This is a genomic window from Halopelagius fulvigenes (genome assembly GCF_042662625.1).
GTDB classification, from domain to species: domain Archaea; phylum Halobacteriota; class Halobacteria; order Halobacteriales; family Haloferacaceae; genus Halopelagius; species Halopelagius fulvigenes.
In genome coordinates, this window is sequence record NZ_JBHSXH010000009.1 from 828,684 (window position 1) to 852,873 (window position 24,190).

Sequence of the window (24,190 nt, forward strand, 5' to 3'; positions counted from 1 at the left end):
CGACTCACTCGAAGACGCCGCGGGCGATAATCTCCTTCTGAATCTCGGAGGTCCCCTCGTAGATGGTCGTTATCTTCGCGTCGCGGTAGAACCGCTCCACGTCGAACTCCGCGGTGTAGCCGTACCCGCCGTGTATCTGGACCGCCTCGTTCGTCACGTCCACGGCGGTTTCGCTGGCCGCGTACTTCGCCATCGCGGCGGCGGTTCGGGGATCTTCGCCCTCGTCTTCGAGTCTGGCCGCCTCGCGGACCATCAGGCGCGCGGCGTGGACGTCCGTCGCCATGTCGGCCACCTTGTGCCGGATGGTCTGTATCTCGGCGATGGGTTCGCCGAACTGCTCTCGTTCGAGGGCGTAGGACTTCGCCTCGTCGAGGGCGGCCTGCGCGAGTCCGACCGCCTGCGCCGCGATGCCGATGCGACCGCCCGTGAGGATGCGGAACGCGGCGGAGAGGCCCGCGCCCTCCTCGGTGAGGCGGTTCTCCGCGGGGACGCGCACGTCGTCGAACAGGAGACTCGTCGTGTCCGACGCCCGGAGGCCGAGTTTGTGCTCTTTCTTTCCCACCTCGATACCGGCGTCCTTCGGGACGAGAAACTGCGTGACCGAGTTCGGGTCGTCGGGGTCCGTCTTCGCGAAGACGATGCACACCTCGCCGCGTTCACCGTTCGTTATCCACTGTTTCTCGCCGTTCAGAACGTACTCGTCGCCCTCCCGACGAGCGACGGTGGACATCTCCGCGGGGTTCGACCCCGCGTGCGGTTCCGAGAGCGCGAACATCCCGACCGGCCGGCCGGACGCCATCTCGGGAAGCCACCGCTCCTTCTGCTCTGCGGACCCGAACTCCGCGATGCAGGAGGTGGCGAGGCAGTGAACCGAGAGGGCGGTGGCGACGGCGAGTTGGCCGTGCGCCACCTCCTCGTTGACCACGGCGTACGTCGTCCGGTCCGCGCCGACGCCGCCGTACGCCTCGGGGACCGTCAGCCCGGTCAGATCGAGTTCCGAGAGGCCGTCCCACACCTCCTCGGGGAACCGTTCTTCGGCGTCGGCCGCCGCGGCGGTGGGACGAATCTCCCGTTCCGCGAACGTCCGCACCACGTCGCGCACCGCGCGTTGTTCCTCGGTGAGTGCCGAACCGGCGTCTGCGAGTGCCATGCCTCGGAGTCGTATCTCACATGGAAAAAGATGAGTGACTACTCGCCGTCGCGGACGCGGGCGACGACGTCCTCGGGGGCGGCGTCGAGTCCGCCGCCCTGCGCGAAGGCGGCCCCGCCGCCCCCGCCGCCGCCGAACTCGTCGGTGAGGTCCGAGACGACGTCGCCGGCGTTCGCGTCCGCGTCCTCGGCCGCCGCGACGACGACGAAGGGACTGTCACCGCCGCCGACGGCCACCACCACGTCCTCGCCGTCCGCCACGGCGTCCTTCGCCGCCTCGCCCACGTCGTTCGGGCCGAACTCGTCGACGACCCCGACACGCCACGTCGCGCCGTCGCGTTCGACGGCGTCCAACTCGGCGAGTTTCCCCTCGATGAGGTCCGATTCGAGTTCGCGGAGGTCGCTCTCCAGCGACTCCTTCTCGGCGCGGAGTTCGGCCGCCGCCTCCCCCACGTCCTCGACGGCCGTCCCGAGTTCCCGCGACGCGTCGAGGGCGGCGCGGTGGACGTCCGCGCGCCGTTCGACGCCCGAGGGGCCGACGGCGAACTCGACGCGGGTGAGTCCCTCGCCGGGATTCGACCGCCCGACGACGGTCACGGGTCCGATTTCGCTCGTGTTCGAGACGTGCGTCCCGCCGCAGGCGGCCACGTCCCAGCCGTCGATATCGACCAGTCGAACGGCGTCCGCGTCGGCCATCACGCCCTCTTCGGTCTTCGTGTTGAACGCCACGTCGTCGCGCGCCGTCGCCTCCTCGGCGGGCACCTCCTCCCACGTCACCTCGCGGGAGTCCCAGACGGCCCGGTTCGTCAGTCGTTCGAGTTCGACCACCACCTCGTCGTCGATGTCGGTGGCGGTGGCGAAGTCCACCCGCACCTTCTCCTCGCCGATGTCGAACCCGCCGTACCCCAAGTCGTCGAGGAGTCGGCGGCCCGCGCCGTAGAGGACGTGACTGGCGGTGTGGGCGCGCATGCAGTACGTCCGGAAGTCGTCGTCCACGACGCCCGCCACCTCGTCGCCCACGTCGAAATCGGGCGCTTCTTCGAGGGTGTGGACGACCGCTTCTTCGCCCTTCTGTACGTCCGCGACGGGGACGCCGCCGAGCGTTCCCCTGTCGGCGGGTTGGCCGCCGCTCTCGGCGTAGAAGTACGTCTCCGAGAGCGTGACGTTCCGTCCATCGACGCTCGCGACTTCGGCTTCGAACCGGCGGACGCCGGGTTCCTCCGGGGCATGCGTTAGCATGGGTGTCGGTGAGACGGTCGGCGGAGAAAAACGACCCGGTTACGGCCGCGTCCGAAGGCAGGTCACTCGTCTACGATGTCCACGTCAAGTCGTTCTTCGAGTGCGCGGATGACCGACCCGCCCACGTCCGTCCGCGTCGCGCGGCCCTGTTCGATGGCGACGACGTCGGACTCCTCTATGTCCAGTTCCTCGGCGAGTTCCTCGGCGGTCAGGCCGGCGTCCTGCCGCGCCGACTCGACGACGCCGCCGTACCCGGAGACGAGGTACGGGAGGCGGTCCTTCTCGTAGTTCGTCCCCTTCTTCTCCCAGTGGGAGGAGTCGCCCTTCGATTGGTCGTACAGTTTCGCCGTCCGTTGGGCCGCCCGCTTGCGGCGGTTCCGCGGACTATCGTCGGTTCGGGGCGTCGCGTCCCCCTTCTTCTTGTCCTTGTGGCGGTTGTCGTCGTGGGGCGCGCAGTCGGAACAGACGAGCAGGTTCGCTCCCTCGACGTTGGCGCGCCGGAGTTTACCGGCGGTGCGACCGCAGAGTTCGCAGCTGTCGCCGTCTCCTCCGCCGCCACCCCCTCCGGTGGAGTACTTGGGCATGCCATCTCGTATCGTCTCTACGCTTTTAAAACCGCGGCCGGATCCGGCGTCGCCGTCGCTCTCGGACGGTCGGGTCGGAAACGAGAGAGCCGACGCTACGAAGTGTAGCGTCGGAAGGATTGTGCGTGGGTGATGTCCCGGGAGGGAATCACCTGCATCGTTGTGGCGGGTGTGCCGCCGTGCGATGCGTGGGACCGGATTTGAACCGGCGGACTCCTACGAGACAGCGCCCTCAACGCTGCGCCGTTGGCCTGGCTTGGCTACCCACGCTCGCTGTGTCGTGTGCAACTCCACGTTGTCCGGGGTAATTTATATGAGTTTCCTTTCCACGCCGGAGTGTCGGGCGTTCGCAGTCGGCATTTCTCGGCCGCGCGCCGCGACGAGAGGGGAACCGTTTTGTCCGCACGGGCGACCGATTACGTATGGAACGGAGCGTTCGAGACCACGTCCCGGGTCTGACGGCGATTCTGACCGTCGCGTCTCTGGCCCTCGTCTTCGGGGCGGTGCTCGGTGCGATTCCGGAGGCGCTCCTCCCGCAGGCGTCCGACGGCGTCTTAGACGCCATTCCGCACGTCAACGCCGCCGTCAGCACCGTCGCCATCGCGACGATTCTCCTCGGCGTGCGCGCGATTCGGCGGGGGAACGTCCGCAGACACCGGGCGATGATGGTCGCGTCCGTCGGCCTGTTCGCCGCGTTTCTCGCCCTCTACCTGTACAGAATCGTCCTGCGGGGTACCGCGGAGTTCCCCGGTCCAGAGGCCGTCTACCAGTACGTCTACCTGCCGACGCTGGCCGTCCACATCCTCCTCGCCATCGTCTGCATCCCCCTGCTCTACTACGTCCTCCTGCTGGCGGTCACGCGCCCCGTGAGCGAGATCTACCGGACGCGACACCGCACGGTGGGCCGAGTCGCCGCGTCGCTGTGGCTGATCTCGTTCTTCCTCGGAAACGTCGTGTACGCGATGCTGTACGTGGTGTACTGACCGTGCGTCGGAATCGCGGAGGCGGAGCGGGGGCGGACGCCGACGCTCACCGCGAGTCGGGATAGCGGAATGCCAACCGTTATTCGTCCGGACCCGTCACCTCGACGCGTCAATGGACGATTCGACTCTGCAGAACCGCAGGCGGTTTCTCGAAGGCGTCAGTGTCGGCGGCGGAGTGCTCTTGGCCGGATGCGCGGGCCGGTTAGGGGGAGACACTCAGGACGACATCCAGGGAGACGCCGGGACGAGCGGAAACGACGGCGTCGCCGCCGTCGCGTCCGTGAACCAGCAGGCGATGCAGAAGGAGCACGCTGCCATCCGACAGAAGGTCCAGAGCGGCGAGATGAACCAGACGGAGGCGCAACAGAAGATGGCCAGCCTCCAGAAGAAGTACGTGAGCGACGCCGTGGACGCCCTCACCGGAACCGTCGAGGAGACGGATGGCGTGAGCGTCGGCAAGACGTACGACTCCTTCGGCGTGGTGGCGATCGAGGGCGAGGCCGGAGCGATACTCGGGCTACTGGAGTCCGACGACGCGCGGGCGTTCGTGTCGATTTCGGACGTCGAAGAGCAGGTGGCGAAGCGGAACCAGCGGGCGAACTCGACCGCGTCCGGCCGGTAGACGGCCGATGAAAAACTCCGGGCGCGAGAAAGGGAGGCGTCCGACGAGACGCTACGGACCGCTTACAGCAGGTTCTGAATCGCTTTCTTGATGTTCGAACCCTTCTGCATCGTCGTCAGCGTCTGGAGCGTGTCCTCCTCTTCGTCTAAGTTCTCCTTGAGGGGACCCTTCACGTCGCCGTCGAAGTCTATCTCGTTGGCGAGCATGATGAGGCCCTGATAGCCCGTGATCTCCATCCGCTCCGTCTTGATGCCCGCCGCGAGGTGGTACGGCGTCTTGAGGTCGTTCGACGCGACCTCGCGCTTGAACTCCTCGTGGTCGCGCTTCAGACCGTCGAGGACGCCGCTCTCTCTCGTCTCCGGCGTCTCGTGAATCTCTCGGAACACCGTTTCGAGGCGTTCGACCTGCCGTCGCGTCTCGTCGCGGTGGTCGGCGAATCCCTTCGCCAGTTTCTCGTCCGGCGTGTCGGACGCGAGTTCGTCCAGCATCTCGACGAGTTGGTTCTCGATGTAGTACATCTCCTTCAGGTTGTAGACGAACAGGTCGCGGGATGTTTCGAGCGCCATTGATGTCACCGTCCGCACGTGGTCGCGCGAAGCCGATAAACGGCCTCGGCCGCGATGCTGACAGTCACTCCGGCTCTGGTATAGGGGCGAAACCGTCGTCGAGAGGCGACCTGTTCTCGGAGTAATCAGTCCCGCGACGGCGGGCGTCCGGGCGCGTCGAATCGGCGCACCCCGCCCGCGGAGAGAGAAGGCGACGGGCGGGTCTCGACGGGCGGTCGTCTCAGTCGTCGGCGGGCGTGATTTCGGCGTCCGCGCCGTCGATGGCGGGGCGGGTGACGTCGCGGTCCGTCTCCTCGTCGTCGATGTCGTAGGGGTACTCGCCGGTGACGCACCCGAGACAGAGGTCCGCGCGCGACCGTTCGAGGACGTCCGCGATGGCGTCGATGGAGAGGTACGCTAGACTGTCCGCGCTGATTTCCTCGCGTATCTCCTCGGCGGACTTGTCCGAGGCGATGAGCTCCTCGCGGGTGGCCATGTCGATGCCCATGTAGCAGGGGGCGACGATGGGCGGCGCGCCGATGCGGACGTGCACCTCCTCCGCGCCCGCGTCGCGGACGAGTTGGACGAGTTGCCGGGAGGTGGTGCCGCGGACGATGCTGTCGTCGATGATGGTGACCGACCGCCCCTCGATGGTGTTCTTTATCGGGTTGAGCTTCAGGCGGACGGCGCGTTCGCGTTCGTCCTGCGTCGGCATGATGAACGTCCGGCCGACGTAGCGGTTCTTCATCAGGCCCTCCGCGAACTCGACGGCGGCCGCGCCGTCGGGTCGTTCCTCGCCGTCGGCCGTCGTCTCGTTGGCCGCCTCGGCGTACCCCGAGGCGAAGGCGCGGCCGGAGTCGGGGACGGGCATCACCACGTCCGTCTCGATGCCGGACTCCTCCCAGAGCTTCCGGCCGAGGTTGCGGCGCGCCTCGTAGACGAGGGTGCCGTCGATGACGGAGTCGGGACGGGCGAAGTAGACGTGTTCGAAGAAGCAGTGGGCGGTGTTCTCCTCCTCGACGAGTTGGTAGGAGTCGAACCCGGAGCCGTCGGGTTCGAGGACGACGAGTTCGCCCGGGCGGACGTCGCGGACGAGTTCGCCGTCGAGGGTGTCGATGGCGGCGGATTCGGAGGCGATGACGTACCCGCCGTCGACCTCCCCGATGCAGAGCGGTCGGTTCCCCTGCGGGTCGCGCACGCCGAGGACCGTCTCGTCGTGCATGATGGTCAACGAGTACGACCCGTGGATGCGTTGCATCGTGCGCTTGACCGCCCGCACGAGGTCCTCGTTCAGGAGGTTGCGCGCCAAGTCGTGGGCGATGACCTCCGTGTCGCCCGTCGAGGTGAACGCGTGGCCGAGAGCCTCCAGTTCGTCGCGTATCTCGTCGGCGTTGACGAGGTTGCCGTTGTGCGCGAGTCCGAGCGACCCCGACTTAAAGGAGACGGAGAACGGTTGGGCGCAACAGGCGTTCAGGCCGCCCGAGGTGGGGTAGCGGACGTGACCGATGCCGCCCGTTCCGGCGAGAGAGTCGAGGTCCGACTCATCGAACACGTCGCCGACGAGGCCCACCTCGACGTGACTGTGCTGTTGGAACCCGTCGTGGGTGACGATACCCGCCGACTCCTGCCCCCGGTGTTGGAGTGCATACAGGGAGTAGTACAACGGCCGCGACGCCGCGCGGTCCGAGAGGGAGACGCCGACGACGCCGCACTTCTCGGTCGGCCCCGAGAGGTCGGCCGCAGTCAGTCGGTCCGCGCCGTCGTCGCGTCCGGATGTGGGATTCGGAGAGTCCCGCCCGTCAGGCATAGTCGATGGTAGGGGGTTCAGGGGGTAAAAAACCCGTCCTTGTGCACTCTCCGTCGCATCTACGGGCCACGAATATGCACAACCGTGCATATCTCGGCGCGTCGCGCGGGCGTCGTCGTGCGGTCTGCGGACCGAACGAGGGGGGTCGAAACACGGCGCTTCGACGGGAGTGGGAGACGGCCCGGATGACCCGGAGAGAGGGCTTGGAAGACGGCGGGAGAAACGGGACTCACCGAGACGAAGGGAAGGTTCACCGAACCCGGAGACGGGACTTGCAGAGAGAATCGACGGGCGGAGCGGGGGCTACGACGGCGGAGAGTCGAGAGTAAAGGAGAGTGAGAGTCCGGACCGACGGTTCAGTTGTCGCCCGCTTTGGACTGCCACTCGTATCCGCGGCGCTTCGCCGACTTGCCGAAGCCGCAAGACGAGCAGGCCTTCTTCTTGACGTGGTACGATTTCTCGCCGCACCGACGGCATTTCACGTGCGTCGTCTTGTTCTTCTTTCCTTGACTGGGGGTTCCTGCGCCCGTCATGCTTTGATCGTGACGACGTTATCGCCGCGTATAATGGTTGTGTCTTCAACCGGCGTGACCTCTATTTCGCCGAGAACGTCCTCCTCCTCGTCCGCCGCGGGCGGTTCGAGAACGACGTTCATGTGTTGGTCGTACCCGGCGAGGGTGCCGTAGTATGCGCTCCCGTCCTTCAGGTTGACCGTGACGGGCTCCTGCAGGGAAGCCTCAAGCACGTCGAGGGGTCGTCCGCTCATGACAGAACCGCATCCCGTTTCGGTATTAAATGTGCCGAACCATCGGATGGCCGGCGTTCGGTCACTCAGTTCCGTTTAGCGCCCCTCGGACCGGCACTCGAAGCGTGACGACGCTCCCGCCGCCCGCTCGGTCGCTCACGGTGACGCGGCCGCCGACGCGCCGAACCACCGTCCTGACGAGCCAAAAGCCCAGTCCGCTCCCGTGGACGAGGGGGGTCTCCTCTCCCTCGCGCAGGATGGCCCGTTCGTGTTCGGGGACGCCCGGCCCCCGGTCGGCGACGGAGAGTTCGAGGTGCTCGCCGGAGTCGGAGCGCCGCACCCGGAGGAGAACCGTCGGTTCGGGGTCGTCGTCGTGCTTGACGCCGTTCTCGCAGAGTTCCTCGACTGCGGCGTGCAGTCGGTCCGACACGCGCAGGTCCGGATCTACGTCTATCCGCGTCTCCACGGTGGCCGAGAGGAACGCCAACTCGACGTTCGTCTGCGTCTCGTGGACCATCTCGCCGACCGGACGGGTTCCGGCGGGCGCGTCGTCGAACAGTCGCTCTATCTCCTTTGCCTTCTCCGTGAGGTCCAACCAGCGTTCGACCGTCCGCCCGATGACCCGCGCCGACTCCCGAACGTCGGCGTCGTCCGAGCGGAGCAACATCTCCGTGTGCCCGTACAGCACGTTCAGGTCGTTTCGGATGTTGTGCCGCATCACCCGATTGAGCACCTGCACGTGTTCCTCCCGCCGCTTTCGCTCCGTGACGTCCACGTAGAGGGCCGTCACGCCCTCGGTGCCGTCGCGGCGGGGAACCGCGTGCACGACCGACAGTGCCGTCGCGGGCGAGGAGTTCGCGTTCCGCGCGGTCGAACTCGCCGCGAAGCGCGCGTTCGTACCCGCCGCCGCGGAGGGCGTCGGCGGAGTCGGGTGCGTAGAACTCCCCGACGGGTCGCCCGAGGACGCTCTCCCTCTCGTATCCGAGCCGCGAAGCGAACCGCTCGTTACAGTCCTCGATAACGGGGTCTCGCCCGTCCGAGGCTCCGGAATGGGTGGCGACGAACATCACCGGAAGGTGGTCGAACAGATCATCGGCCCGTCTCGGTGGGGAATTCTTGTCCACGGGAACCTCCGTACCGTTCCGGAGTCAGCCTGTCACACGATTAATCTTTGCTGCGAGTATCAAAATCGAATTTCGGAGCGCGCGCGGCGCTCTCGGGGCGGGCGCGGACGGCCAACCCACGTAGTTTTTAATACCCCAGTGTGTAGCCCCACGTACCGAGATTCCCGCGGGTAAGTGTGGTGGTTGTGACTACCGCACGCGGGACCGACGACCGACGCGCTGTAAGACGCCGGGGCCGTTCGGTCCCGACGGGTCCGCGCCGCTGATTTGCGGCGGCGCGGCGTCCGCCGGCGGGACTTTACGTGAGCAACCGCGCCACGCCTGTGGCTTTCAATGCTCGGACCAACCATGGAAATCGAAATTGCGACAATCGGCGGATACGAAGAAGTCGGTCGACAGATGACGGCCGTTCGCGCGGGCGACGACGTCGTCGTCTTCGACATGGGCCTGAACCTGTCTCAGGTCCTGATCCACGACAACGTGGAGACCGAAAAGATGCACAGCCTCGACCTCATCGACATGGGTGCGATTCCGGACGACCGCATCATGTCGGACTTAGAGGGCGACGTGAAGGCCATCGTGCCGACGCACGGCCACCTCGACCACATCGGCGCCATCTCGAAGCTGGCGCACCGCTACGACGCGCCCGTCGTGGCCACGCCGTTCACCATCGAACTGGTGAAACAGCAGGTCGAAGGCGAGAGCAAGTTCAACGTCGGCAACGACCTCGTGAAGATGAGCGCCGGCGAGACGATGTCCATCGGGGACTCGGGACAGGTCGAACTGGAGTTCGTCCACGTGACCCACTCCATCATCGACGCCATCAACCCCGTCCTCCACACGCCCGAGGGGGCCGTCGTCTACGGCCTCGACAAGCGGATGGACCACTCGCCGGTCCTGGAGGATCCCATCGACATGAAGCGCTTCCGCGAGATCGGCCGCGAGGGCAACGGCGTCCTCTGTTACATCGAGGACTGCACGAACGCGGGTCGGAAGGGCCGGACGCCCTCCGAGTCCGTCGCGCGCCGCCACCTCCAGGACGTGATGACGAGCATCGAGGACTACGACGGCGGCATCGTGGCGACGACGTTCTCGTCGCACATCTCCCGCGTCTCCTCGCTCATCGAGTTCGCCAAGGACATCGGGCGGCAACCCGTCCTGCTCGGCCGGTCGATGGAGAAGTACTCCGGCACCGCGGAGCGTCTCGGCTTCGTCGACATCCCCGACGACGTCGGCATGTACGGCCACCGCAAGTCCGTCGACCGGACGTTCAAGCGCATCATGAAGGAGGGTAAGGAGGACTACCTGCCCATCGTCACGGGTCACCAGGGCGAACCGCGCGCGATGCTCACCCGGATGGGCCGCGGCGAGACGCCGTACGAACTCGACGAGGGCGACAAGGTCATCTTCTCCGCGCGGGTCATCCCGGAGCCGACCAACGAGGGGCAGCGCTACCAGTCCGAACGCCTCCTGAAGATGCAGGGCGCCCGGATCTACGACGAGATTCACGTTTCGGGCCACCTCCGCGAGGAGGGTCACTACCAGATGCTCGACGCGCTTCAGCCCCAGCACGTCATTCCCGCCCACCAGAACCTCAAGGGCTTCGCGCCGTACGTCGACCTCGCGGAGTCGCAGGGGTACGCGCTGGGCCGTGACCTTCACGTCACGCGCAACGGGAACATGATCCAGCTGGTGGAGTAAGATGAACTCGGAAGCGACGGAGGAACGGGTGCTCGAAGCGGTCCGACAGCGGCGCGAACTCGTCAACGAGGCGCTGGACGAGGACATCCCGCTGGAGGAGCCCGAACGGCTCTACGAGGCGACCCGCTACCTGCTTCAGGCCGGCGGCAAGCGCCTCCGGCCGACCGTGACGCTCCTCGCGGCCGAAGCGCTCGCGGACGTCGAGCCGCTCTCGACGGACTACCGCGCGTTTCCGACACTCGACTCCCGCGAGATAGACGTGATGACGGCCGCGGCGAGCATCGAGGTCATCCAGTCGTTCACGCTCATCCACGACGACATCATGGACGACGACGACCTCCGTCGCGGCGTCCCCGCGGTTCACAAAGAGTACGACACCGAGACGGCCATCCTCGCGGGCGACACGCTCTATGCGAAGGCGTTCGAGCTGATGACGCACACGGGCGCGGACCCCGAGAACGGGCTGGAGGCCGTCCGGATGCTCGCGACGACCTGCACCCAGATCTGCGAGGGGCAGGCGCTCGACGTCGAGTTCGAGCGACGCACCGAGGTGTTGCCCGACGAGTATCTGGAGATGATAGAGCTGAAAACCGCCGTCCTCTACGGCGCGGCGGCGGCGACGGCCGGCGTCCTCATGGGCGCCGGCGAGGACGTGGTCGAAGCGCTCTACCGGTACGGCATCGACTCGGGCTGCGCGTTCCAGATACAGGACGACGTGCTCGACCTGACGGTGCCCTCCGAGAAGCTGGGTAAACAGCGCGGGTCGGACCTCGTCGAGAACAAAGAGACCATCATCACGCTCCACGCCCGCCAACAGGGCGTGGACGTGGACTCGCTTCTCGACGCCTCGGGCGTCGAGGACGTGACGGAGGAGGCGGTCGAGGAGGCCGTCGCGGAGCTGGACGACGCCGGCTCCATCGACTTCGCCCGCGAGAAGGCCCACGAGCTCACCGACCGGGCGAAGGACCACCTCGAAGTCCTCCCGGACAACGAGGCGCGGTCGCTCCTGCGCGACATCGCCGACTACCTCATCACGCGCGGGTACTGACCCGGCGGTACGGGTCGCTTTTTCTCCGGCAGACGCCGCGTCGCGGCCAATCGAAGATATATACCGAAGGCACTCGACTACCGCGTATGACCGACGCACTGACCGTCGTCCGGCGGCGACGGCGCATCCTCGAGTACCTCTGCGAAGGTGCGGCACCGAAGCGCGACATCGTGGCGACGACGGAATCGTCGCGTTCGACGGTGAACCGCGCCGTCTCGGAACTCTCCTCGCTCGGTCTGGTCGAACGGGTCGACGGCGGCTTTCGGACGACGACGCCCGGGCGACTCTCCTTGGACGTGGTGACGGAGACGTCGGAGACGATACGGACGATACGCGAGTCGAGCGACGTGCTCTCGAACGTCCCGCTGGAATCGCACGTCTCGCACCGGTTCCTCGTCGGCGCGCACGTCGTCACCGGCGATTCGGCCGCGCCGTACTCGGGCGTCGACGACGCGTTCGACCGACTTCGGCGCGCGGACCGGGTTCGCGGGTTCGGCATCGCCGACAACGACCCGCGGTGGACGCGAATACTGCACGAGAGGGCCACCGACGGGTCGATGACGGTGAGCGTCGCCGTCACCCGCCGGATGGCCGAGTACGTCCTCGACCGGTACGACGACAAGGTGGAGGAGTACCTCGCCGCCGACGACTACCGGATTCGCGTCTGCGAGTCGCTCCCGTTCGAGATGTTCCTCTTCGACATCGAGGGCCGGACGGTGGCGCACCTCCTCGTCGTGGACGAGACGGGGTCGTTCGTCGGGCAGGTCGAAAACGACCGCCCGGACGCCGTCGCGTGGGCCGAGGCGCGGTTCGCGGAACGGTTCGAGGCGGGCGTGCCGATCTCGGAGTTGCTCGGGTGAGTCGGCGCGAAACCCATAAGCGCCTCGGCGTGCTATCAGTTACCGTACCCCTGCCTGTGTGTCCCCAATCCGGGCCTGTTTTTACCCGCGGCGAAGAAGCGAACGCCAATGGACGACGAGTTACGCGAACGCGTCGAGCGAGCGGCCGAGAAGCACGCCCTGCTCAACGCGGTCAAGTACGAAAGCGACGCCGACGTGGGCGCGGTGATGGGTCCGCTCATGGGGGAGAACCCGGAGTTCCGTCCCCACGGTGACGAGATTCCGGGAATCGTCGGCGGCGTCGTCGGGCGGGTCAACGACCTCCCGACGGCGGAGAAGCGCGACCGACTGGAGGAACTCGCGCCCGAGGAACTCGCGGAACTCGAAGCCGAAGAGGAGGAGGACGAGACGGTGCTTCCGGACCTGCCGAACGCCGAGGCGTACGACGAGGTGCGGATGCGCGCGGCCCCCAACCCGAACGGTCCGTGGCACATCGGCCACGCGCGGATGCCCGCGGTCATCGGGACGTACAAGGACCTGTACGACGGCTCTTTCATCGTCCGCTTCGACGACACCGACCCCGAGACGAAGCGTCCCAACTTAGACGCCTACGACGCCATCCTCGAAGATATCGAGTACCTCGGCTTCGAACCGGACGACGTCATCCTCGCCTCCGACCGGGTGGAGACGTACTACGACTACGCCCGCGAACTCATCGAGAAGAGCGGCGCGTACACCTGTTCGTGTTCGGGCGAGACGTTCTCGGAGTTGAAGAACGCCGGCGAGGCGTGTCCCCACCGCGACAAAGAGCCCGAGACGACGATGGCGGAGTTCGAGTCGATGGTCGAGGGCGAGTACGACTCCGGCGAGATGGTTCTCCGGGTGAAGACCGACATCGAGCACAAGAATCCCGCCCTCCGCGACTGGGTGGCGTTCCGCATGGTTGACACGCCGCACCCGCGCGAGGAGGCCGCGGAGTACCGCGCGTGGCCGATGCTGGACTTCCAGTCCGGCGTGGACGACCACCTCACAGGCGTCACGCACATCATCCGCGGCATCGACCTGCAGGATTCGGCGAAGCGCCAGCAGTTCGTCTACGACTACTTCGACTGGGAGTACCCCGAGGTCATCCACTGGGGGCACGTCCAGGTGGACGAGTACGATATCAAACTCTCCACCTCGACCATCAAGGAACTCGTAGAGGAGGGCGAACTCGACGGCTGGGACGACCCGCGCGCGCCGACGCTGAAGAGTCTCCGGCGGCGGGGCATCCGCGGGGAGGCCATCGTCGAGGCGATGGTCGGCCTCGGCACGTCCACCTCGAACGTGGACCTCTCGATGTCGGCCGTCTACGCGAACAACCGCGACATCGTGGACGACGAGGCGGACCGCTACTTCTTCGTCCGCGAGGGCGAGGTGTTCGCCACCGAGGGCGGCCCCGACGCGGGCCACCCCGCACTCCACCCCGACCACGAGGAACGCGGCGACCGGACCGTCCCGGCGTCGAACGGCGTCGCAGTCGAGTCCGAGGACGCGCCCGCGGCGGGCGAACGCGTCTGGCTGAAAGGCTACGGGTGCGTCCGCCGCGAGGGCGACACCCTCGTCCACACCGACGACACCATCAAGGCGGTTCGCTCCGGCGACGTGGACGTCATCCACTGGGCCCCCGCCACCGACAACGTCCCCGTCCGGATGCGGACGCCCGACGGCGACGTGGTTGGCGTCGCGGAACCCGACTTCGCCGAGACGGAGGTCGACGAGGTGGTCCAGTTCGAGCGTCTCGGGTTCGTCCGCGTGGACGGCCACGACGGCAGTTCGCGGGACGCGGAGGGCGACGAGTCCGTCGTCTACTGGGCGCACAAGTAGTCGCGCCTCGGCTCTCCCGCTCTCTTCCCTCGCGGACGCGGATTCCGGAGGCGGCAGGTCTTTTCTCCGCGGCGCGTACCGTCGGCGCGTGACCCTCGTTGACCTCACCCGCCGGGTCGAATCCAGAATGCCCGTCTACCCCGGCGACCCCGCCGTGACCGTCGAACCGCACGCCGACTTCGAGACGGACGGCTACCGCGTCTCCAGAGTGGAACTCGGGACGCACGCCGGGACGCACGTGGACGCGCCCGCCCACACCGAACCCGACGGCGACTCGCTGGACGCGTTCGACGCCGAGGACTTCCGGTTCGACGCGCGACTCGCGGACTGCCGCGGCGCGGGCGCGAACGGGACGATAGGGCCCGGCGCGGTACCCGAGGACCCGGACGCGGAGATAGTCGTCTTCCGCACCGGGTGGGAGGCGGAGTGGGGGACGGAGCGGATGACCGACCACCCGGCCCTCGCGCCCGAGGCGGCGCGACTGTGCGCCGAACGGGGGTACGCGGTGGCGACGGACGCGTTGAGTCCGGACCCGACGGACGGCGAGGGCGTGCCCGCGCACCGCGCGATACTCGGGGCGGGACTCCTCGTCGTCGAGAACCTGCGGAATCTCGACTCCGTGCCCGAGGCGTTCGAGTTGCTGGCGTTGCCGATGCGCGTCGACGCGGACGGCGCGCCGGTTCGCGCCGTCGCGCGGCGTTAGAAGAAGAGGACGAAGACGAACGCGACGAGCATCGACGCCGTGAGGAGAATCTGCGCCGCGGTGGAGGCGAGGACGCCCACCGTCGCGTAGAGGGCGGCCTTCCCGCTCTGTTCGGCGTTCCGGTTCCGGGCGAACTCGGCGACGAACACGGTGACGGCGATGCCGACGAGGAATCCGACCGGCCCCGTCACGAACAGGAGGACGAACCCGACGACGACGGCGAGACCCGTCGTGAGCGTCGACGCGCCCGCCGCCTTGGCGGCGACTGCGCCGCCCGCGTAGTCGACGACGACGGTGACGATACCCACGAGTACCAACGCGGCGAGGACGGGGAGACTCGGGTCGGTGAACCCCGTGGACCACCAGTAGAGCAGTACCCCGGACAGCGAGAGCAGTGCACCCGGAACGAGTGGGGCGACGGTTCCGACGACGCCCAGGACGAGTAGGGCCAACGCGAGCAACGCGACGGGAGTGACGGCCATAGTCCGAGGTGGTCCGCCTGCGGCATAACGCCGGTGCCCGTCTCCGAGGGGCCAAAGCGATTCGGAGTATGATTTATTACCCTCACGAAAGTTTGTTAGGGTATATCATGCCTATCGACCCGAACTTCGAGACGAACCGCGAGAGAGTGGGCGAGGAGAACGGCGTCACCGTGTGGGGGCCGGTGGACCCGCCGGAGCAACTCGGCATCCACGGCACCCACGTCGCCGTCGATTACGACATCTGCATCGCGGACGGGGCCTGTCTGGAGGACTGCCCCGTGGACGTGTTCACGTGGGTGGACACGCCCGGCCACCCCGAGTCGGAGATAAAGGTCGAACCGACGCGCGAGGACCAGTGCATCGACTGCATGCTCTGCGTGGACGTCTGTCCGGTGGACGCCATCGACGTGGACCCCGGACGCGCCGGCCGGACCTGAATCCGTCCCGCCCTCCGTTCTCGGGCACGCGCATCCGTCGTCCTCCCGACGGTGACTGTTTCGAATACCTCACAAAAGACTATTATAAATACGTGGTGGGAATTATCGTGTGAGGAATTAACAATGCACGTAGTCACCTTGACCAAAGGCGTCCCCGACTTCCGAGAGGGTCAGGTGTCGTTCGACGAGGACGGCCACCTCGAACGCGGGAAGACGCCGACGGTGATGAACCCGAACGACGCGCACGCCCTCGACGCCGCCCTGCAGACGCACGTCCGCCGCGGGGGTCGGATGAGCGTCGTGAGCATGGGGCCGCCGGGGTACAAGGAGGTCCTTCGGGAGGCGATGGAGACGGCGTACGCCGACGACCTCCTGTTGGTCTCGGACCGAGAGATGGCCGCGGCGGACACGTGGGCGACGGCCATCACGCTCAGCGCGGGCATCGAGAGACTGGGCGACCCCGACATCGTGTTCGCGGGGTTCAAAACCGCCGACGGGGAGACGGGCCACACCGGTCCGCAGGCGTCGTGGTGCCTGGACATGCCCCTCGTGACCCACGTGATTTCGATGGACGTGGACGAGGAAGCGGGCACCCTCCGCGCGGAACGCCTCGTCGAGGGCGACATCGCGGAGGTGGAGACGGTCGAACTGTCGCTTCCGGCGTTCGTCGTCGCCGACCCCGAGTTCGAACCGTCCTACCGCACGGCGGAGCACAGACTCACGCTGAAGGACAAACGCGCCGAGGCGGAGGTACGCGCCGAGGAGTACGAGGAGTACCTGACGGTGTGGGACCACGCCGACCTGAACCTCGACCCCGACTACATCGGACTCGACGGGTCGCCCACCATCGTCTCCTCCGTGGACCCCATCCCCAAACCGCCCGCCGAACGCGAGGCGACGATGGTGGACCCCGAGGACGCCGAGGCGATGACCGACGTGCTCGAAGCGATGCAACCGTTGGCCGAGAACGACGCGGCGGCCGCGGGGGGTGACTGACCGTGCCCGAAATCGACCCCGGCGAGTACGAGATATCCGCCCTCGGCCCGGAACTGCGCGAGATAGAGGACGCGGAGGAACTCCGCGAGATTCTCGCGGCGGAACGCGACGGAAAGGACCGCGACGCCGTGATATCGCTCATCGAGAGCCGAATCGAGAAGTTCGAGGGCGACGAGGCGGAGACGGACGCCGACGCCCTCGATCTGACGGAGATGAGCACGGCCGAGGTGGGCAACGCCCTCACCGACGTCGACGACCCCGAGGAGTTGGAGTCCATCCTCGAACGCGAGGAGGCCGGCGAGGACAGAGACGGCGTCAAGCGCCTCGTTCGGAACCGCCTCGACTCCGTCCGCGGGAGCGAGGAGGGCGAGGAGGCCGGTGAGGAACGGGCCTCGCCCGAGGAGCGACACCCCGAACTCGACCACCCGACGAACGACAAGCGGCACGTCAGAGCGTTGGAGGGCGGCGTCTACCGCGACATGTGGGTGTACTGCGAGACGCAGGCGGGCGAGCTCGTGGACGTGTCCAAGGAGATGCTCGGGAAGGCCCGCGAACTGATGGACGACTACAACGAGGCGTACGGGGAGGACGAACGCGTCGTGGCCGTCCTCGTCGGCGACGACGTGGAGAAGCACACCGAGGACGTGATAGCCCGCGGCGCGGACGTGGTCGTCTACCACGAGGACCCGCGACTGTCGCGGTTCCAGCACAAGCCGTACACGGAGATATTCTGCGACGCGGCCCGCGCGGGCGCGACGCACGAGGACGGCGAGGCCCGCGGCGGCCGAGACGAGGCGTGGCGCGACTACGACAAACCGCGGTACGTCCTCTTCCCGGCGACGAACAACGGCCGCGACCTGTCGGCGTTGGTGCAGGCTGAACTGGACTCGGGCCTCGCAAGCGACTGTTCGGGGCTCTACATCGAAGACGAGGTGATATCGAACCCCGTCAAGACGGGCACGGCGGGCGACAAGAAGAAGTTCGAACGCGTCCTGCACATGAAGCGCCCCGACTTCTCGGGGTTCGAGTACTCGACCATCCTCTGTCTGGACAACCCGACCCGGGAGTTCCACCCGCAGGGGGCGTCCGTCATCCCCGGTAGCTTCGACGTGCCGGAACCCGACGCCGAACGCGAGGGCGAGGTGATCGAACACGACGCGCCCGTAGACGACGACTGGTTCCGCGTCTCCGTGACGGACTACGACCGGTTGGACGAGGGCGTGGACCTGACCGGCAACGACGTCATCGTCGCAGTGGGGCGGGGTATCGGCGATGCGCCGACCCGGGGGATGGAACTCGCCCTCGAACTCGCGGACCAGTTCGAGAACGCCGACGTGGGCGTCTCCCGCGGCATCGTCACCGGGTCCTACCAGTTCGAGGGCCACGTCGAACAGTACACCACGGAGGACCGCCAAATCGGGGAGACCGGACAGGTCGTCGCCCCGGACCTGTACGTCGCGGCGGGCATCTCGGGGGCCGTCCAGCACAAGGTCGGCATGGACGAGTCCGAGACCATCGTCGCCGTCAACACCGACCCCGAGGCGCGCATCCGCGACTTCTCCGACTACTTCGTCGAGGGCGACCTGTTCGAGGTGCTCCCCCGACTGACGGCCGCGTTGAAGGAAGGGCGTACGGACTTCGCGTCCGTCGCCGTCTCGGGCGACGCCGCCGCCACGGACGGCGGCAGACGGTCCGATTCACACCTCGACGAGCAACGCTCGCCTGCCCGCCGGACGAAGCCCGGCGACGCCGACGCGCGGCCGACGGGGGGTGAGGCCGATGAGTGAGACGCCGAGCGAACACTACGAGGCGGTGGTCGTCGGCGCGGGGCCGGGCGGGGCCGCCGCCGCGGCGGCACTCGCGAACTACGGCGTGGAGACGTTGGTCCTCGAACGCGGCGTCGAGGCGGGGTCGAAGAACGTCTCCGGCGGCCTCATCTACGCCGAGGAGTCCGCGCCGTACACGATAGACGACCTGTTCGACGGCTTCCGCGAGGAGGCGACCGAACGCCCCGTCACGCGCTACTACATCCATAACGTCGCCGGCGAGACGGTGGAGACGTTCGACATCACCTCGCTTCACGAACACGACACCGAGTGGTCCGACGCCGTCCTCCGCCGGAAGATGGACTCGTGGCTCGAAGACCGGGTTCACGAGATGACCAGAGAGACGGGCGGCGGCCTCTTAACGGACGTGCACGTGAACGGACTGCTCCGGGAGGACGGCGAGATAGTCGGCGTCACCTGCGACGAACTCGACCCGATACGCGCCGACGTGGTCATCGCCGCCGACGGGGTGAACTCCGAACTGGCCCGCGACGCCGGGTTGATGGACTGGGAGGAGCCCGAAGAGTGGTATCAGGGCGTCAAAGCCGTCGTCGATATGCCCGAGGAGACAATAGAGGACCGCTTCGCCGTCAAGGGAGACACCGGCGTGGCGCACCTGTTCTCCGGCGACCTGTTCGAGGGCGTCCGCGGCGGCGGGTTCCTCTACACGAACCGCGATTCGCTCTCCGTCGGAACAGTGTTCCACCTCGACAGCCTCGTCGCCCGCGAGGCGGAACCGCACGAACTCCTCGATTCTCTCCTGACGCACCCCCTCCTGGCGAAGTGGCTGGGCGACGACTACCGCGAACGCGAGTACAGCGCGAAACTCGTCCCCGACTCGAAGAAGGTGGCCCTGCGCGAACCGCACCGGGGGAGACTCCTCGTCGTCGGCGACGCGGCGGGGCAGATGCAGGCGCAGGGGCCCATCATCAAGGGGATGAACCACGCCGTCACCGCCGGCGCACTCGCGGGCGAGGCGTTCGGGAAGGCGAAGGCCGGCGGGAAGCCCGAACTCGCCGGGAAACTGTACGCGAAGAAACTCCGCGACGAGGGCGTGATGGAGAAACTCCGCCCCCGCGGGTACGACGTCGTCCGACGCCTCGGCGAACGCGAACGCGTGACCGACGTACTCGACGGCGTCCTCACCTCGCCCGTCGGCCGGTTAGGCGTGCGGGCGTTGTCCGGGCGACTCGAAGGACTGTACGCGTCGCCGACGCTCTCGACGCTGATTCCGGACACGCGGACGCCGTACGTCACGCTCCCGACGGTCATCGCCGAGGAGTTGGGCACGCGCGTCACGGACAGGAACCGAATCGAACCGCCGAGCCTCGAAGAGCGAATCGGGGAGTTGACCTACGACACCGACGTGGGGAACCCCCACATCGAACTGCGCGACGACTCCTACGAGTCCAGCGGAGACGCCGTGACGACCTGTCCGGTCAGCGCCGAGGACTTCGGCGGCGGTTGTTACCGCGACGAACTGATACGGACGAACGGCGACGAGGAACGCGTCGTCAGCCTCGACACCCAACCCTGCATCGAGTGCGGCACCTGCGCCGTCGTCGCCGACACGGAGTGGACGCACCCCGCCGGCGGCAAGGGCGTCCAGTTCGAGGAGGGCTGAGCCGATGCCGACGGACGAACCGGTCGCCGGGGAAGACGCCGGCGGAGCAACCACCGGCGGAGCGAACGACGAGGAGTCGGCGTACGCCAACCGAATACGCGAACTCGCCGCGGACGCCCGACGGGCGAGAGAGACGTTCGTCCCGCCCGAGGACGGCGAGGGGGCAGAGAGGGCCACGGAGTGCGCCAGAGACGGCGTCGGACCGGTCGTCGCCGTCTACGTCGAGGCGCGCACGGCGGCGCGGCCCGTCCGGTTCTCCGCCGCGGAGCACCGACTGCTCCGGCGGGCGCTGAACGACTGGCTCGGCCTCTACGCGCGGTGCCACGGCGTCGAACTCGACGCCGACTTCTCGGTGCGCGCGGCGGCGGAACTGCTCGTCGAGACGCGCGACGCGCGGGACACCGCCGAACTCCTCACGCGCGTCCCGGAGCGGTAACGAGCCGTCCGCTCCGGGCGACAGTCATACGTTAACGAATAACTGTTATGGTTCGCTGTGTGGTATTAGATGGCATGGAAGTAACGGAGGCGCTGAACTTCGACCACGGGGACCGCAAAGACATCTACGAGTACATCGAGAGTCACGGCATCGTCCGCGAGGACGACCTGCGGCGGAGCCTCAACTTCGAACCCGGCGCGTTGGGCGCGCACCTGACCATCCTCCGCCGAGACGGCTACGTCCGGAAGATGGGCGACAAGCTCGAAGTCGCCTACCAGCGAGACGACGCCGAGACGCACGAGGCCGACGACGGGACGGAGTACACCATCCGGATGGCCCAAGAGGTGGACTTAGACAGTCTCGTGGACGCCATCCGCGAGGTGGCCCAGGAGGGGACGTACATCGAAGCCGAGACGGTGGCGGACGTGGTGGACCACGAGGAGGTCATCATCCGCCACAACGACGTTCGCTCGCGGATGTTCTTCGTCGCCACCGTCGGCGACGAACTCGTCGGCTGGGTCCATCTGGACCTGCCGGAGACGGCGAAACTCAGCCACACCGCCGTCCTCACCGTCGGCGTTCGATCGGAACACCGCGGGTCGGGCATCGGCTCAGCCCTCCTCGAACGCGGCATCCGCTGGGCGCGCGAACACGAGTTCGAGAAACTGTACAACAGCGTTCCCGCGACGAACGAGGAGGCCATCGACTTCCTCGAAGCCCACGACTGGGAGACGGAGGCGGTGCGGGAGGACCACTACAAGATAGACGGCGAGTACGTGGACGAGGTGATGATGGCCGTCGAACTCCGCTGAGACGCCCTACTCCCACGCGTCGTCCGCGCCCTCCAAGGGTTCGGCGACGACGCCCTCCCGTTGCACGAGTGCCCGCCCGTGGGCCGGACAGACGTCCCTGTCCTCGTCCCACGGGACGTACAGTCTAACGGACGCCTCGTTCTCGCAGCCCGGTTCGCTACACATTGCCATCGGAGGATAGTACCACGCCCAGACGCTTCGGTGTACCGTCCGAACCGTCGAACCGTCGAACCGCCGGACGCCTCAGTCGGCGAACCGCGACCGCTCCTCGCGGGCGCTCTCGGGGCCGTACTCGTCCACGAGCGGTTTGTACGCGTCGCCGAGCGCTCGCATGCACTGCCCCTGCGAGACGTAGCCGAGTTCCTCCGAGACGGGCGTCCACGGGCGGCCCTGCAGGACCTTGCGGACGAGCAATCGCTCCTCGCGGGCGTCGAGGCTCGCCCGATGCGGCGAGACGAGGTGCGCGAGTGCGAGTCGCCGGAACGCCTCGGGGGCGGCGCTGTAAATGCCGGGACCGTACGACGCCCCGACGACGACGCGCCACTCGCGGTCCGAGAGCGACGGGTCGGCGTCCGCCTCGCAGGCGCGAATCGCCGCCCGCGCCACGTCTGGGTCTACGTCCCGGAGGGGGTCTGAGAGGACTGCGGCGATTCGGTCGCGGAAGTACGAGGCGTGCCTGTCGCGGAGGGCTTCGCCCGCCTCCGAGAGGGGGAGGAGCATGAGCGCGGAGTACTCGCCGCTGGTGTCGTTTCTCGTCGTCGAGAGGTGGACCGTCGAGTAGCCGTTCGCCTCCCAGAACGAGAGCAGTTCCGGCGTCGCGCCGTACCCGACGCCGAGGTAGTCCGCCTCGCCCGAGAACTCCCGCCGCACCTCCGTCAGGAGTCGAGAGCCGAGTCCGCGGGAGCGAACGGCGTGGTGGGTGGCGATGCGCATCACGCGGTAGCCGACGGGGACGCCCGCCTCCTCGTCGCGGAGTTGGCTCGTGAACACGTCCGGCAGCATGTTCCCCCGGACGCGGGCCCCCTCGTACATGCTCCGGCGCGTCTCCACCGTTAACCCGCCCTCGCGGGCGAGGAGGGCGACGCTGACGACGTGCCCCTCCGAGCAGAGCGCGCGGAGTTCGAGGTTCGGCGCGTCCAACAGGCGCGCCAGGTCGTTCGGTTCCGTCCGGTAGTGCGCGAACACGAGGAGGCCGAACGCCTCCGAGAGCAGGTGGTCGTCCGCGAGGAGTTCCTCGGGCGAGACGGCGCGGTACTCGACGGTTTCGGGCGTCGCGTCCTCGACGAGGGGGTCCACGGGCGGGCGCGCGTCGAGGAGGAGGGCGCGGAACGCCCACGTCTCCACCGGGTCGCCGCGGGCGTAGCGAATCGGTTCGTCCAACTGCGCGTCGGTGACAGCGAAGTCGCTCTCCGCCAGTCTGTCGCGGAAGCGGACCGAGAACCCCCGGCCCGCGCCCTCGTAGCCGTGGACGGTGGTGAAAAAGCCCGCCGCCGGAGCGTCGAGGAACGACGAGAGGAGACGAACCGGGAGCGCCGCCGCCTCGTCCACGAGGACGACGTCCGGGTCCGCCGGGAGCGTCGCCGCCGTCGGCGGGTCGGCGAAGCGGACGCGCCCGCCCTCAGCGCCCGCGTCCGCCGTTGCCTGCAAGACGCGGTTCTCCTCGGCGGAGTCGGCGAGTGCGCCGAGGTCTGAGAGAAGCGTCTCCGCGCGGACGAACACCTCCTCTGCGCTCCGGTACGACGGCGCGGTCACCAGCACGTCGCGCCCGTCGGCCGCGAGGCAGGCGGCCGCCAACCCGGCGGCGGCGGACTTCCCGCGCCCCCGGTCCGCCTCGACGACCACCGCCTCGCCCGGGTCGGCGAGGCGTTCTAACGACCGGAGCGCCCGCGATTGGTCCCCGGTCAGGCAGGACTCGTAGGCGAGGCGGGGAAAGCGACGCTCGCGTTCGCGCGGAATCGACGGCGACCGGTCGCCGACGTCGGGCGGCGACGGGGCCGACCCGTCGCGTTCGACGACGCCCTCGTCGACGTTTACGATAGCCACGCCGGGGTGGTCTCGGAGCGTCGAGACGAAGCGTTCGCGGAACCGGCCGGTCACCGCCGAAACGGGGAACGGGGGGACGGCGAGCGATTCGTCGAACGACCCCGTTCGGGCGGGCCACTCGTCGAGGGGTGGCGCGAGGAGGACGAACAGGCCGCCGCCGTCCACCGCGCCGACGAGTCGGCCGACGACGTTCGGCGAGAACTCCTCATGGGCGTCGCAGACGACGGCGGTTCGCGTCGAACCGAGGAGTTCGCCCGCGCGCTTCGGGTGCAGACGCTCGAAGCGAAAGCCCTCCCGGGAGGTGACGATAGTCGTCTCCCCGTCCGGGACGTCGGCCCCGTCGAGAACGTCGAAGGCGGCGTCGATGCAGGCGTCCCTGTCGCCCGCGAGGACGACCAGTCGTCGGTGGTTCGCCCGCGTCGCCGCCGCCCGTACCTCGGCGGCGAGGGCGGCGATATCCATGCCCCGCGGTTGTCCGCGGCCACGTAAGGCCGTTCCGTTCCCGTCGGGCGTCTCCGCGTCCGCTTTCGGCGGTCGGGTCGTCGATCGTCCCCGGTCGTGTCTGGTCTCGACCCGTTA

General features: G+C 67.8%; 24 protein-coding genes, 1 tRNA gene and 1 pseudogene. 13 read left to right on the forward strand and 13 right to left on the reverse strand.

Going from position 1 to position 24,190, the window contains the following annotated elements; all coding sequences use genetic code 11:
- Positions 1–4 precede the first annotated feature (4 nt).
- The 4 genes from ACFQEV_RS06760 to ACFQEV_RS06775 form a co-directional block, all read right to left on the reverse strand.
- Positions 5–1,150 (reverse strand): acyl-CoA dehydrogenase family protein, encoded by a 1,146-nt coding sequence (locus ACFQEV_RS06760; protein WP_379693959.1) that lies wholly within the window; start codon positions 1,148–1,150, stop codon positions 5–7.
- Between the two features lie 38 nt (positions 1,151–1,188).
- Complete coding sequence (locus tag ACFQEV_RS06765; protein WP_379693962.1) at positions 1,189–2,388, reverse strand: alanyl-tRNA editing protein; 1,200 nt, start codon at positions 2,386–2,388, stop codon at positions 1,189–1,191.
- Between the two features lie 62 nt (positions 2,389–2,450).
- Complete coding sequence (locus ACFQEV_RS06770) at positions 2,451–2,972, reverse strand: helix-turn-helix domain-containing protein (protein WP_379693964.1); 522 nt, start codon at positions 2,970–2,972, stop codon at positions 2,451–2,453.
- A gap of 185 nt (positions 2,973–3,157) precedes the next feature.
- Positions 3,158–3,242, reverse strand: a tRNA-Leu gene (locus tag ACFQEV_RS06775).
- 152 nt (positions 3,243–3,394) lie between these two features.
- Between ACFQEV_RS06775 and ACFQEV_RS06780 the strand changes: the two genes are divergently transcribed.
- A complete protein-coding gene (locus tag ACFQEV_RS06780; RefSeq protein WP_379693967.1) occupies positions 3,395–3,955 on the forward strand; it encodes a DUF420 domain-containing protein in 561 nt (186 codons plus the stop codon).
- 112 nt (positions 3,956–4,067) lie between these two features.
- Positions 4,068–4,577: a hypothetical protein gene (locus ACFQEV_RS06785; protein WP_379693969.1), complete on the forward strand. Its 510-nt coding sequence runs from the start codon at positions 4,068–4,070 to the stop codon at positions 4,575–4,577.
- A gap of 62 nt (positions 4,578–4,639) precedes the next feature.
- Here ACFQEV_RS06785 and ACFQEV_RS06790 read toward each other — a convergent pair whose 3' ends face one another.
- From ACFQEV_RS06790 to ACFQEV_RS06815, 6 genes and pseudogenes are all read right to left on the reverse strand, one after another.
- Positions 4,640–5,143 (reverse strand): YciE/YciF ferroxidase family protein, encoded by a 504-nt coding sequence (locus ACFQEV_RS06790; RefSeq protein ID WP_379693971.1) that lies wholly within the window; start codon positions 5,141–5,143, stop codon positions 4,640–4,642.
- A 220-nt stretch (positions 5,144–5,363) separates the two neighbouring features.
- A complete protein-coding gene (gene purF / locus ACFQEV_RS06795) occupies positions 5,364–6,929 on the reverse strand; it encodes an amidophosphoribosyltransferase (protein WP_379693974.1) in 1,566 nt (521 codons plus the stop codon).
- Between the two features lie 356 nt (positions 6,930–7,285).
- Positions 7,286–7,462, reverse strand: coding sequence for a 50S ribosomal protein L37e (locus ACFQEV_RS06800; protein ID WP_379693977.1), 177 nt, complete (start codon positions 7,460–7,462; stop codon positions 7,286–7,288).
- Entirely contained in the window at positions 7,459–7,695 is a 237-nt protein-coding gene (locus ACFQEV_RS06805) for an LSM domain-containing protein (protein ID WP_379693980.1), read from the reverse strand. Before ACFQEV_RS06805 ends, ACFQEV_RS06800 begins: the two co-directional genes overlap by 4 nt.
- Before the next feature lie 61 nt (positions 7,696–7,756).
- Complete coding sequence (locus ACFQEV_RS06810) at positions 7,757–8,500, reverse strand: sensor histidine kinase (protein WP_379693983.1); 744 nt, start codon at positions 8,498–8,500, stop codon at positions 7,757–7,759.
- A 157-nt stretch (positions 8,501–8,657) separates the two neighbouring features.
- A pseudogene (locus tag ACFQEV_RS06815) lies at positions 8,658–8,741 on the reverse strand (hypothetical protein); the annotation flags it as partial.
- 405 nt (positions 8,742–9,146) lie between these two features.
- Between ACFQEV_RS06815 and ACFQEV_RS06820 the strand changes: the two are divergent.
- The 5 genes from ACFQEV_RS06820 (at position 9,147) to ACFQEV_RS06840 (ending at position 14,955) form a co-directional block, all read left to right on the forward strand.
- Entirely contained in the window at positions 9,147–10,499 is a 1,353-nt protein-coding gene (locus ACFQEV_RS06820; RefSeq protein WP_379694569.1) for an RNase J family beta-CASP ribonuclease, read from the forward strand.
- A gap of 1 nt (position 10,500) precedes the next feature.
- Positions 10,501–11,547: a geranylfarnesyl diphosphate synthase gene (gene idsA3 / locus ACFQEV_RS06825; protein WP_379693986.1), complete on the forward strand. Its 1,047-nt coding sequence runs from the start codon at positions 10,501–10,503 to the stop codon at positions 11,545–11,547.
- Between the two features lie 86 nt (positions 11,548–11,633).
- A complete protein-coding gene (locus ACFQEV_RS06830; protein WP_379693989.1) occupies positions 11,634–12,407 on the forward strand; it encodes a helix-turn-helix transcriptional regulator in 774 nt (257 codons plus the stop codon).
- 108 nt (positions 12,408–12,515) lie between these two features.
- Positions 12,516–14,252 (forward strand): glutamate--tRNA ligase, encoded by a 1,737-nt coding sequence (locus ACFQEV_RS06835; protein WP_379693992.1) that lies wholly within the window; start codon positions 12,516–12,518, stop codon positions 14,250–14,252.
- Positions 14,253–14,340: 88 nt separating this feature from the next.
- The gene (locus ACFQEV_RS06840) at positions 14,341–14,955 is read left to right on the forward strand and encodes a cyclase family protein (protein WP_379693995.1); all 615 of its coding nucleotides are present in this window, start codon (positions 14,341–14,343) and stop codon (positions 14,953–14,955) included.
- On the opposite strand, the gene ACFQEV_RS06845 is transcribed toward ACFQEV_RS06840, so the two are convergent.
- On the reverse strand, positions 14,952–15,437 hold the full coding sequence (locus ACFQEV_RS06845) for a DUF456 family protein (RefSeq protein ID WP_379693998.1): 486 nt from the start codon (positions 15,435–15,437) through the stop codon (positions 14,952–14,954). The two genes, ACFQEV_RS06840 and ACFQEV_RS06845, sit on opposite strands and share 4 nt — an antisense overlap.
- A 107-nt stretch (positions 15,438–15,544) precedes the next feature.
- Here ACFQEV_RS06845 and ACFQEV_RS06850 point away from each other — a divergent pair, with 107 nt between their 5' ends.
- The 6 genes from ACFQEV_RS06850 (at position 15,545) to ACFQEV_RS06875 (ending at position 21,568) form a co-directional block, all read left to right on the forward strand.
- Positions 15,545–15,874 carry a 4Fe-4S dicluster domain-containing protein gene (locus ACFQEV_RS06850; protein ID WP_379694001.1) on the forward strand — a complete coding sequence of 110 codons (330 nt, stop codon included), beginning with the start codon at positions 15,545–15,547 and terminating at the stop codon, positions 15,872–15,874.
- A 123-nt stretch (positions 15,875–15,997) separates the two neighbouring features.
- The gene (locus ACFQEV_RS06855) at positions 15,998–16,870 is read left to right on the forward strand and encodes an electron transfer flavoprotein subunit beta/FixA family protein (protein WP_379694004.1); all 873 of its coding nucleotides are present in this window, start codon (positions 15,998–16,000) and stop codon (positions 16,868–16,870) included.
- A 2-nt stretch (positions 16,871–16,872) separates the two neighbouring features.
- Entirely contained in the window at positions 16,873–18,657 is a 1,785-nt protein-coding gene (locus ACFQEV_RS06860; protein ID WP_379694007.1) for an FAD-binding protein, read from the forward strand.
- On the forward strand, positions 18,650–20,320 hold the full coding sequence (locus ACFQEV_RS06865) for an FAD-dependent monooxygenase (RefSeq protein WP_379694010.1): 1,671 nt from the start codon (positions 18,650–18,652) through the stop codon (positions 20,318–20,320). The genes ACFQEV_RS06860 and ACFQEV_RS06865 overlap by 8 nt, the downstream gene beginning before the upstream one ends.
- 4 nt (positions 20,321–20,324) lie before the next feature.
- On the forward strand, positions 20,325–20,756 hold the full coding sequence (locus ACFQEV_RS06870) for a hypothetical protein (protein ID WP_379694013.1): 432 nt from the start codon (positions 20,325–20,327) through the stop codon (positions 20,754–20,756).
- Between the two features lie 74 nt (positions 20,757–20,830).
- Entirely contained in the window at positions 20,831–21,568 is a 738-nt protein-coding gene (locus ACFQEV_RS06875) for a GNAT family N-acetyltransferase (protein WP_379694016.1), read from the forward strand.
- 6 nt (positions 21,569–21,574) lie between these two features.
- Here ACFQEV_RS06875 and ACFQEV_RS06880 read toward each other — a convergent pair whose 3' ends face one another.
- Both ACFQEV_RS06880 and tmcA read right to left on the reverse strand, forming a co-directional pair.
- Positions 21,575–21,739 carry a hypothetical protein gene (locus ACFQEV_RS06880; RefSeq protein ID WP_379694019.1) on the reverse strand — a complete coding sequence of 55 codons (165 nt, stop codon included), beginning with the start codon at positions 21,737–21,739 and terminating at the stop codon, positions 21,575–21,577.
- 72 nt (positions 21,740–21,811) lie between these two features.
- Positions 21,812–24,073: a tRNA(Met) cytidine acetyltransferase TmcA gene (gene tmcA, locus ACFQEV_RS06885; protein ID WP_379694022.1), complete on the reverse strand. Its 2,262-nt coding sequence runs from the start codon at positions 24,071–24,073 to the stop codon at positions 21,812–21,814.
- Positions 24,074–24,190 lie beyond the last annotated feature (117 nt).

Coding starts and splice junctions, on each gene's coding strand:
- ACFQEV_RS06760 (WP_379693959.1), bottom strand. CDS start 1,150: ATGGCACTCGCAGACGCCGGTTCGGCACTCACCGAGGAACAACGCGCG.
- ACFQEV_RS06765 (WP_379693962.1), bottom strand. CDS start 2,388: ATGCTAACGCATGCCCCGGAGGAACCCGGCGTCCGCCGGTTCGAAGCC.
- ACFQEV_RS06770 (WP_379693964.1), bottom strand. CDS start 2,972: ATGCCCAAGTACTCCACCGGAGGGGGTGGCGGCGGAGGAGACGGCGAC.
- ACFQEV_RS06780 (WP_379693967.1), top strand. CDS start 3,395: ATGGAACGGAGCGTTCGAGACCACGTCCCGGGTCTGACGGCGATTCTG.
- ACFQEV_RS06785 (WP_379693969.1), top strand. CDS start 4,068: ATGGACGATTCGACTCTGCAGAACCGCAGGCGGTTTCTCGAAGGCGTC.
- ACFQEV_RS06790 (WP_379693971.1), bottom strand. CDS start 5,143: ATGGCGCTCGAAACATCCCGCGACCTGTTCGTCTACAACCTGAAGGAG.
- purF (WP_379693974.1), bottom strand. CDS start 6,929: ATGCCTGACGGGCGGGACTCTCCGAATCCCACATCCGGACGCGACGAC.
- ACFQEV_RS06800 (WP_379693977.1), bottom strand. CDS start 7,462: ATGACGGGCGCAGGAACCCCCAGTCAAGGAAAGAAGAACAAGACGACG.
- ACFQEV_RS06805 (WP_379693980.1), bottom strand. CDS start 7,695: ATGAGCGGACGACCCCTCGACGTGCTTGAGGCTTCCCTGCAGGAGCCC.
- ACFQEV_RS06820 (WP_379694569.1), top strand. CDS start 9,147: ATGGAAATCGAAATTGCGACAATCGGCGGATACGAAGAAGTCGGTCGA.
- idsA3 (WP_379693986.1), top strand. CDS start 10,501: ATGAACTCGGAAGCGACGGAGGAACGGGTGCTCGAAGCGGTCCGACAG.
- ACFQEV_RS06830 (WP_379693989.1), top strand. CDS start 11,634: ATGACCGACGCACTGACCGTCGTCCGGCGGCGACGGCGCATCCTCGAG.
- ACFQEV_RS06835 (WP_379693992.1), top strand. CDS start 12,516: ATGGACGACGAGTTACGCGAACGCGTCGAGCGAGCGGCCGAGAAGCAC.
- ACFQEV_RS06845 (WP_379693998.1), bottom strand. CDS start 15,437: ATGGCCGTCACTCCCGTCGCGTTGCTCGCGTTGGCCCTACTCGTCCTG.
- ACFQEV_RS06850 (WP_379694001.1), top strand. CDS start 15,545: ATGCCTATCGACCCGAACTTCGAGACGAACCGCGAGAGAGTGGGCGAG.
- ACFQEV_RS06855 (WP_379694004.1), top strand. CDS start 15,998: ATGCACGTAGTCACCTTGACCAAAGGCGTCCCCGACTTCCGAGAGGGT.
- ACFQEV_RS06865 (WP_379694010.1), top strand. CDS start 18,650: ATGAGTGAGACGCCGAGCGAACACTACGAGGCGGTGGTCGTCGGCGCG.
- ACFQEV_RS06870 (WP_379694013.1), top strand. CDS start 20,325: ATGCCGACGGACGAACCGGTCGCCGGGGAAGACGCCGGCGGAGCAACC.
- ACFQEV_RS06875 (WP_379694016.1), top strand. CDS start 20,831: ATGGAAGTAACGGAGGCGCTGAACTTCGACCACGGGGACCGCAAAGAC.
- ACFQEV_RS06880 (WP_379694019.1), bottom strand. CDS start 21,739: ATGGCAATGTGTAGCGAACCGGGCTGCGAGAACGAGGCGTCCGTTAGA.
- tmcA (WP_379694022.1), bottom strand. CDS start 24,073: ATGGATATCGCCGCCCTCGCCGCCGAGGTACGGGCGGCGGCGACGCGG.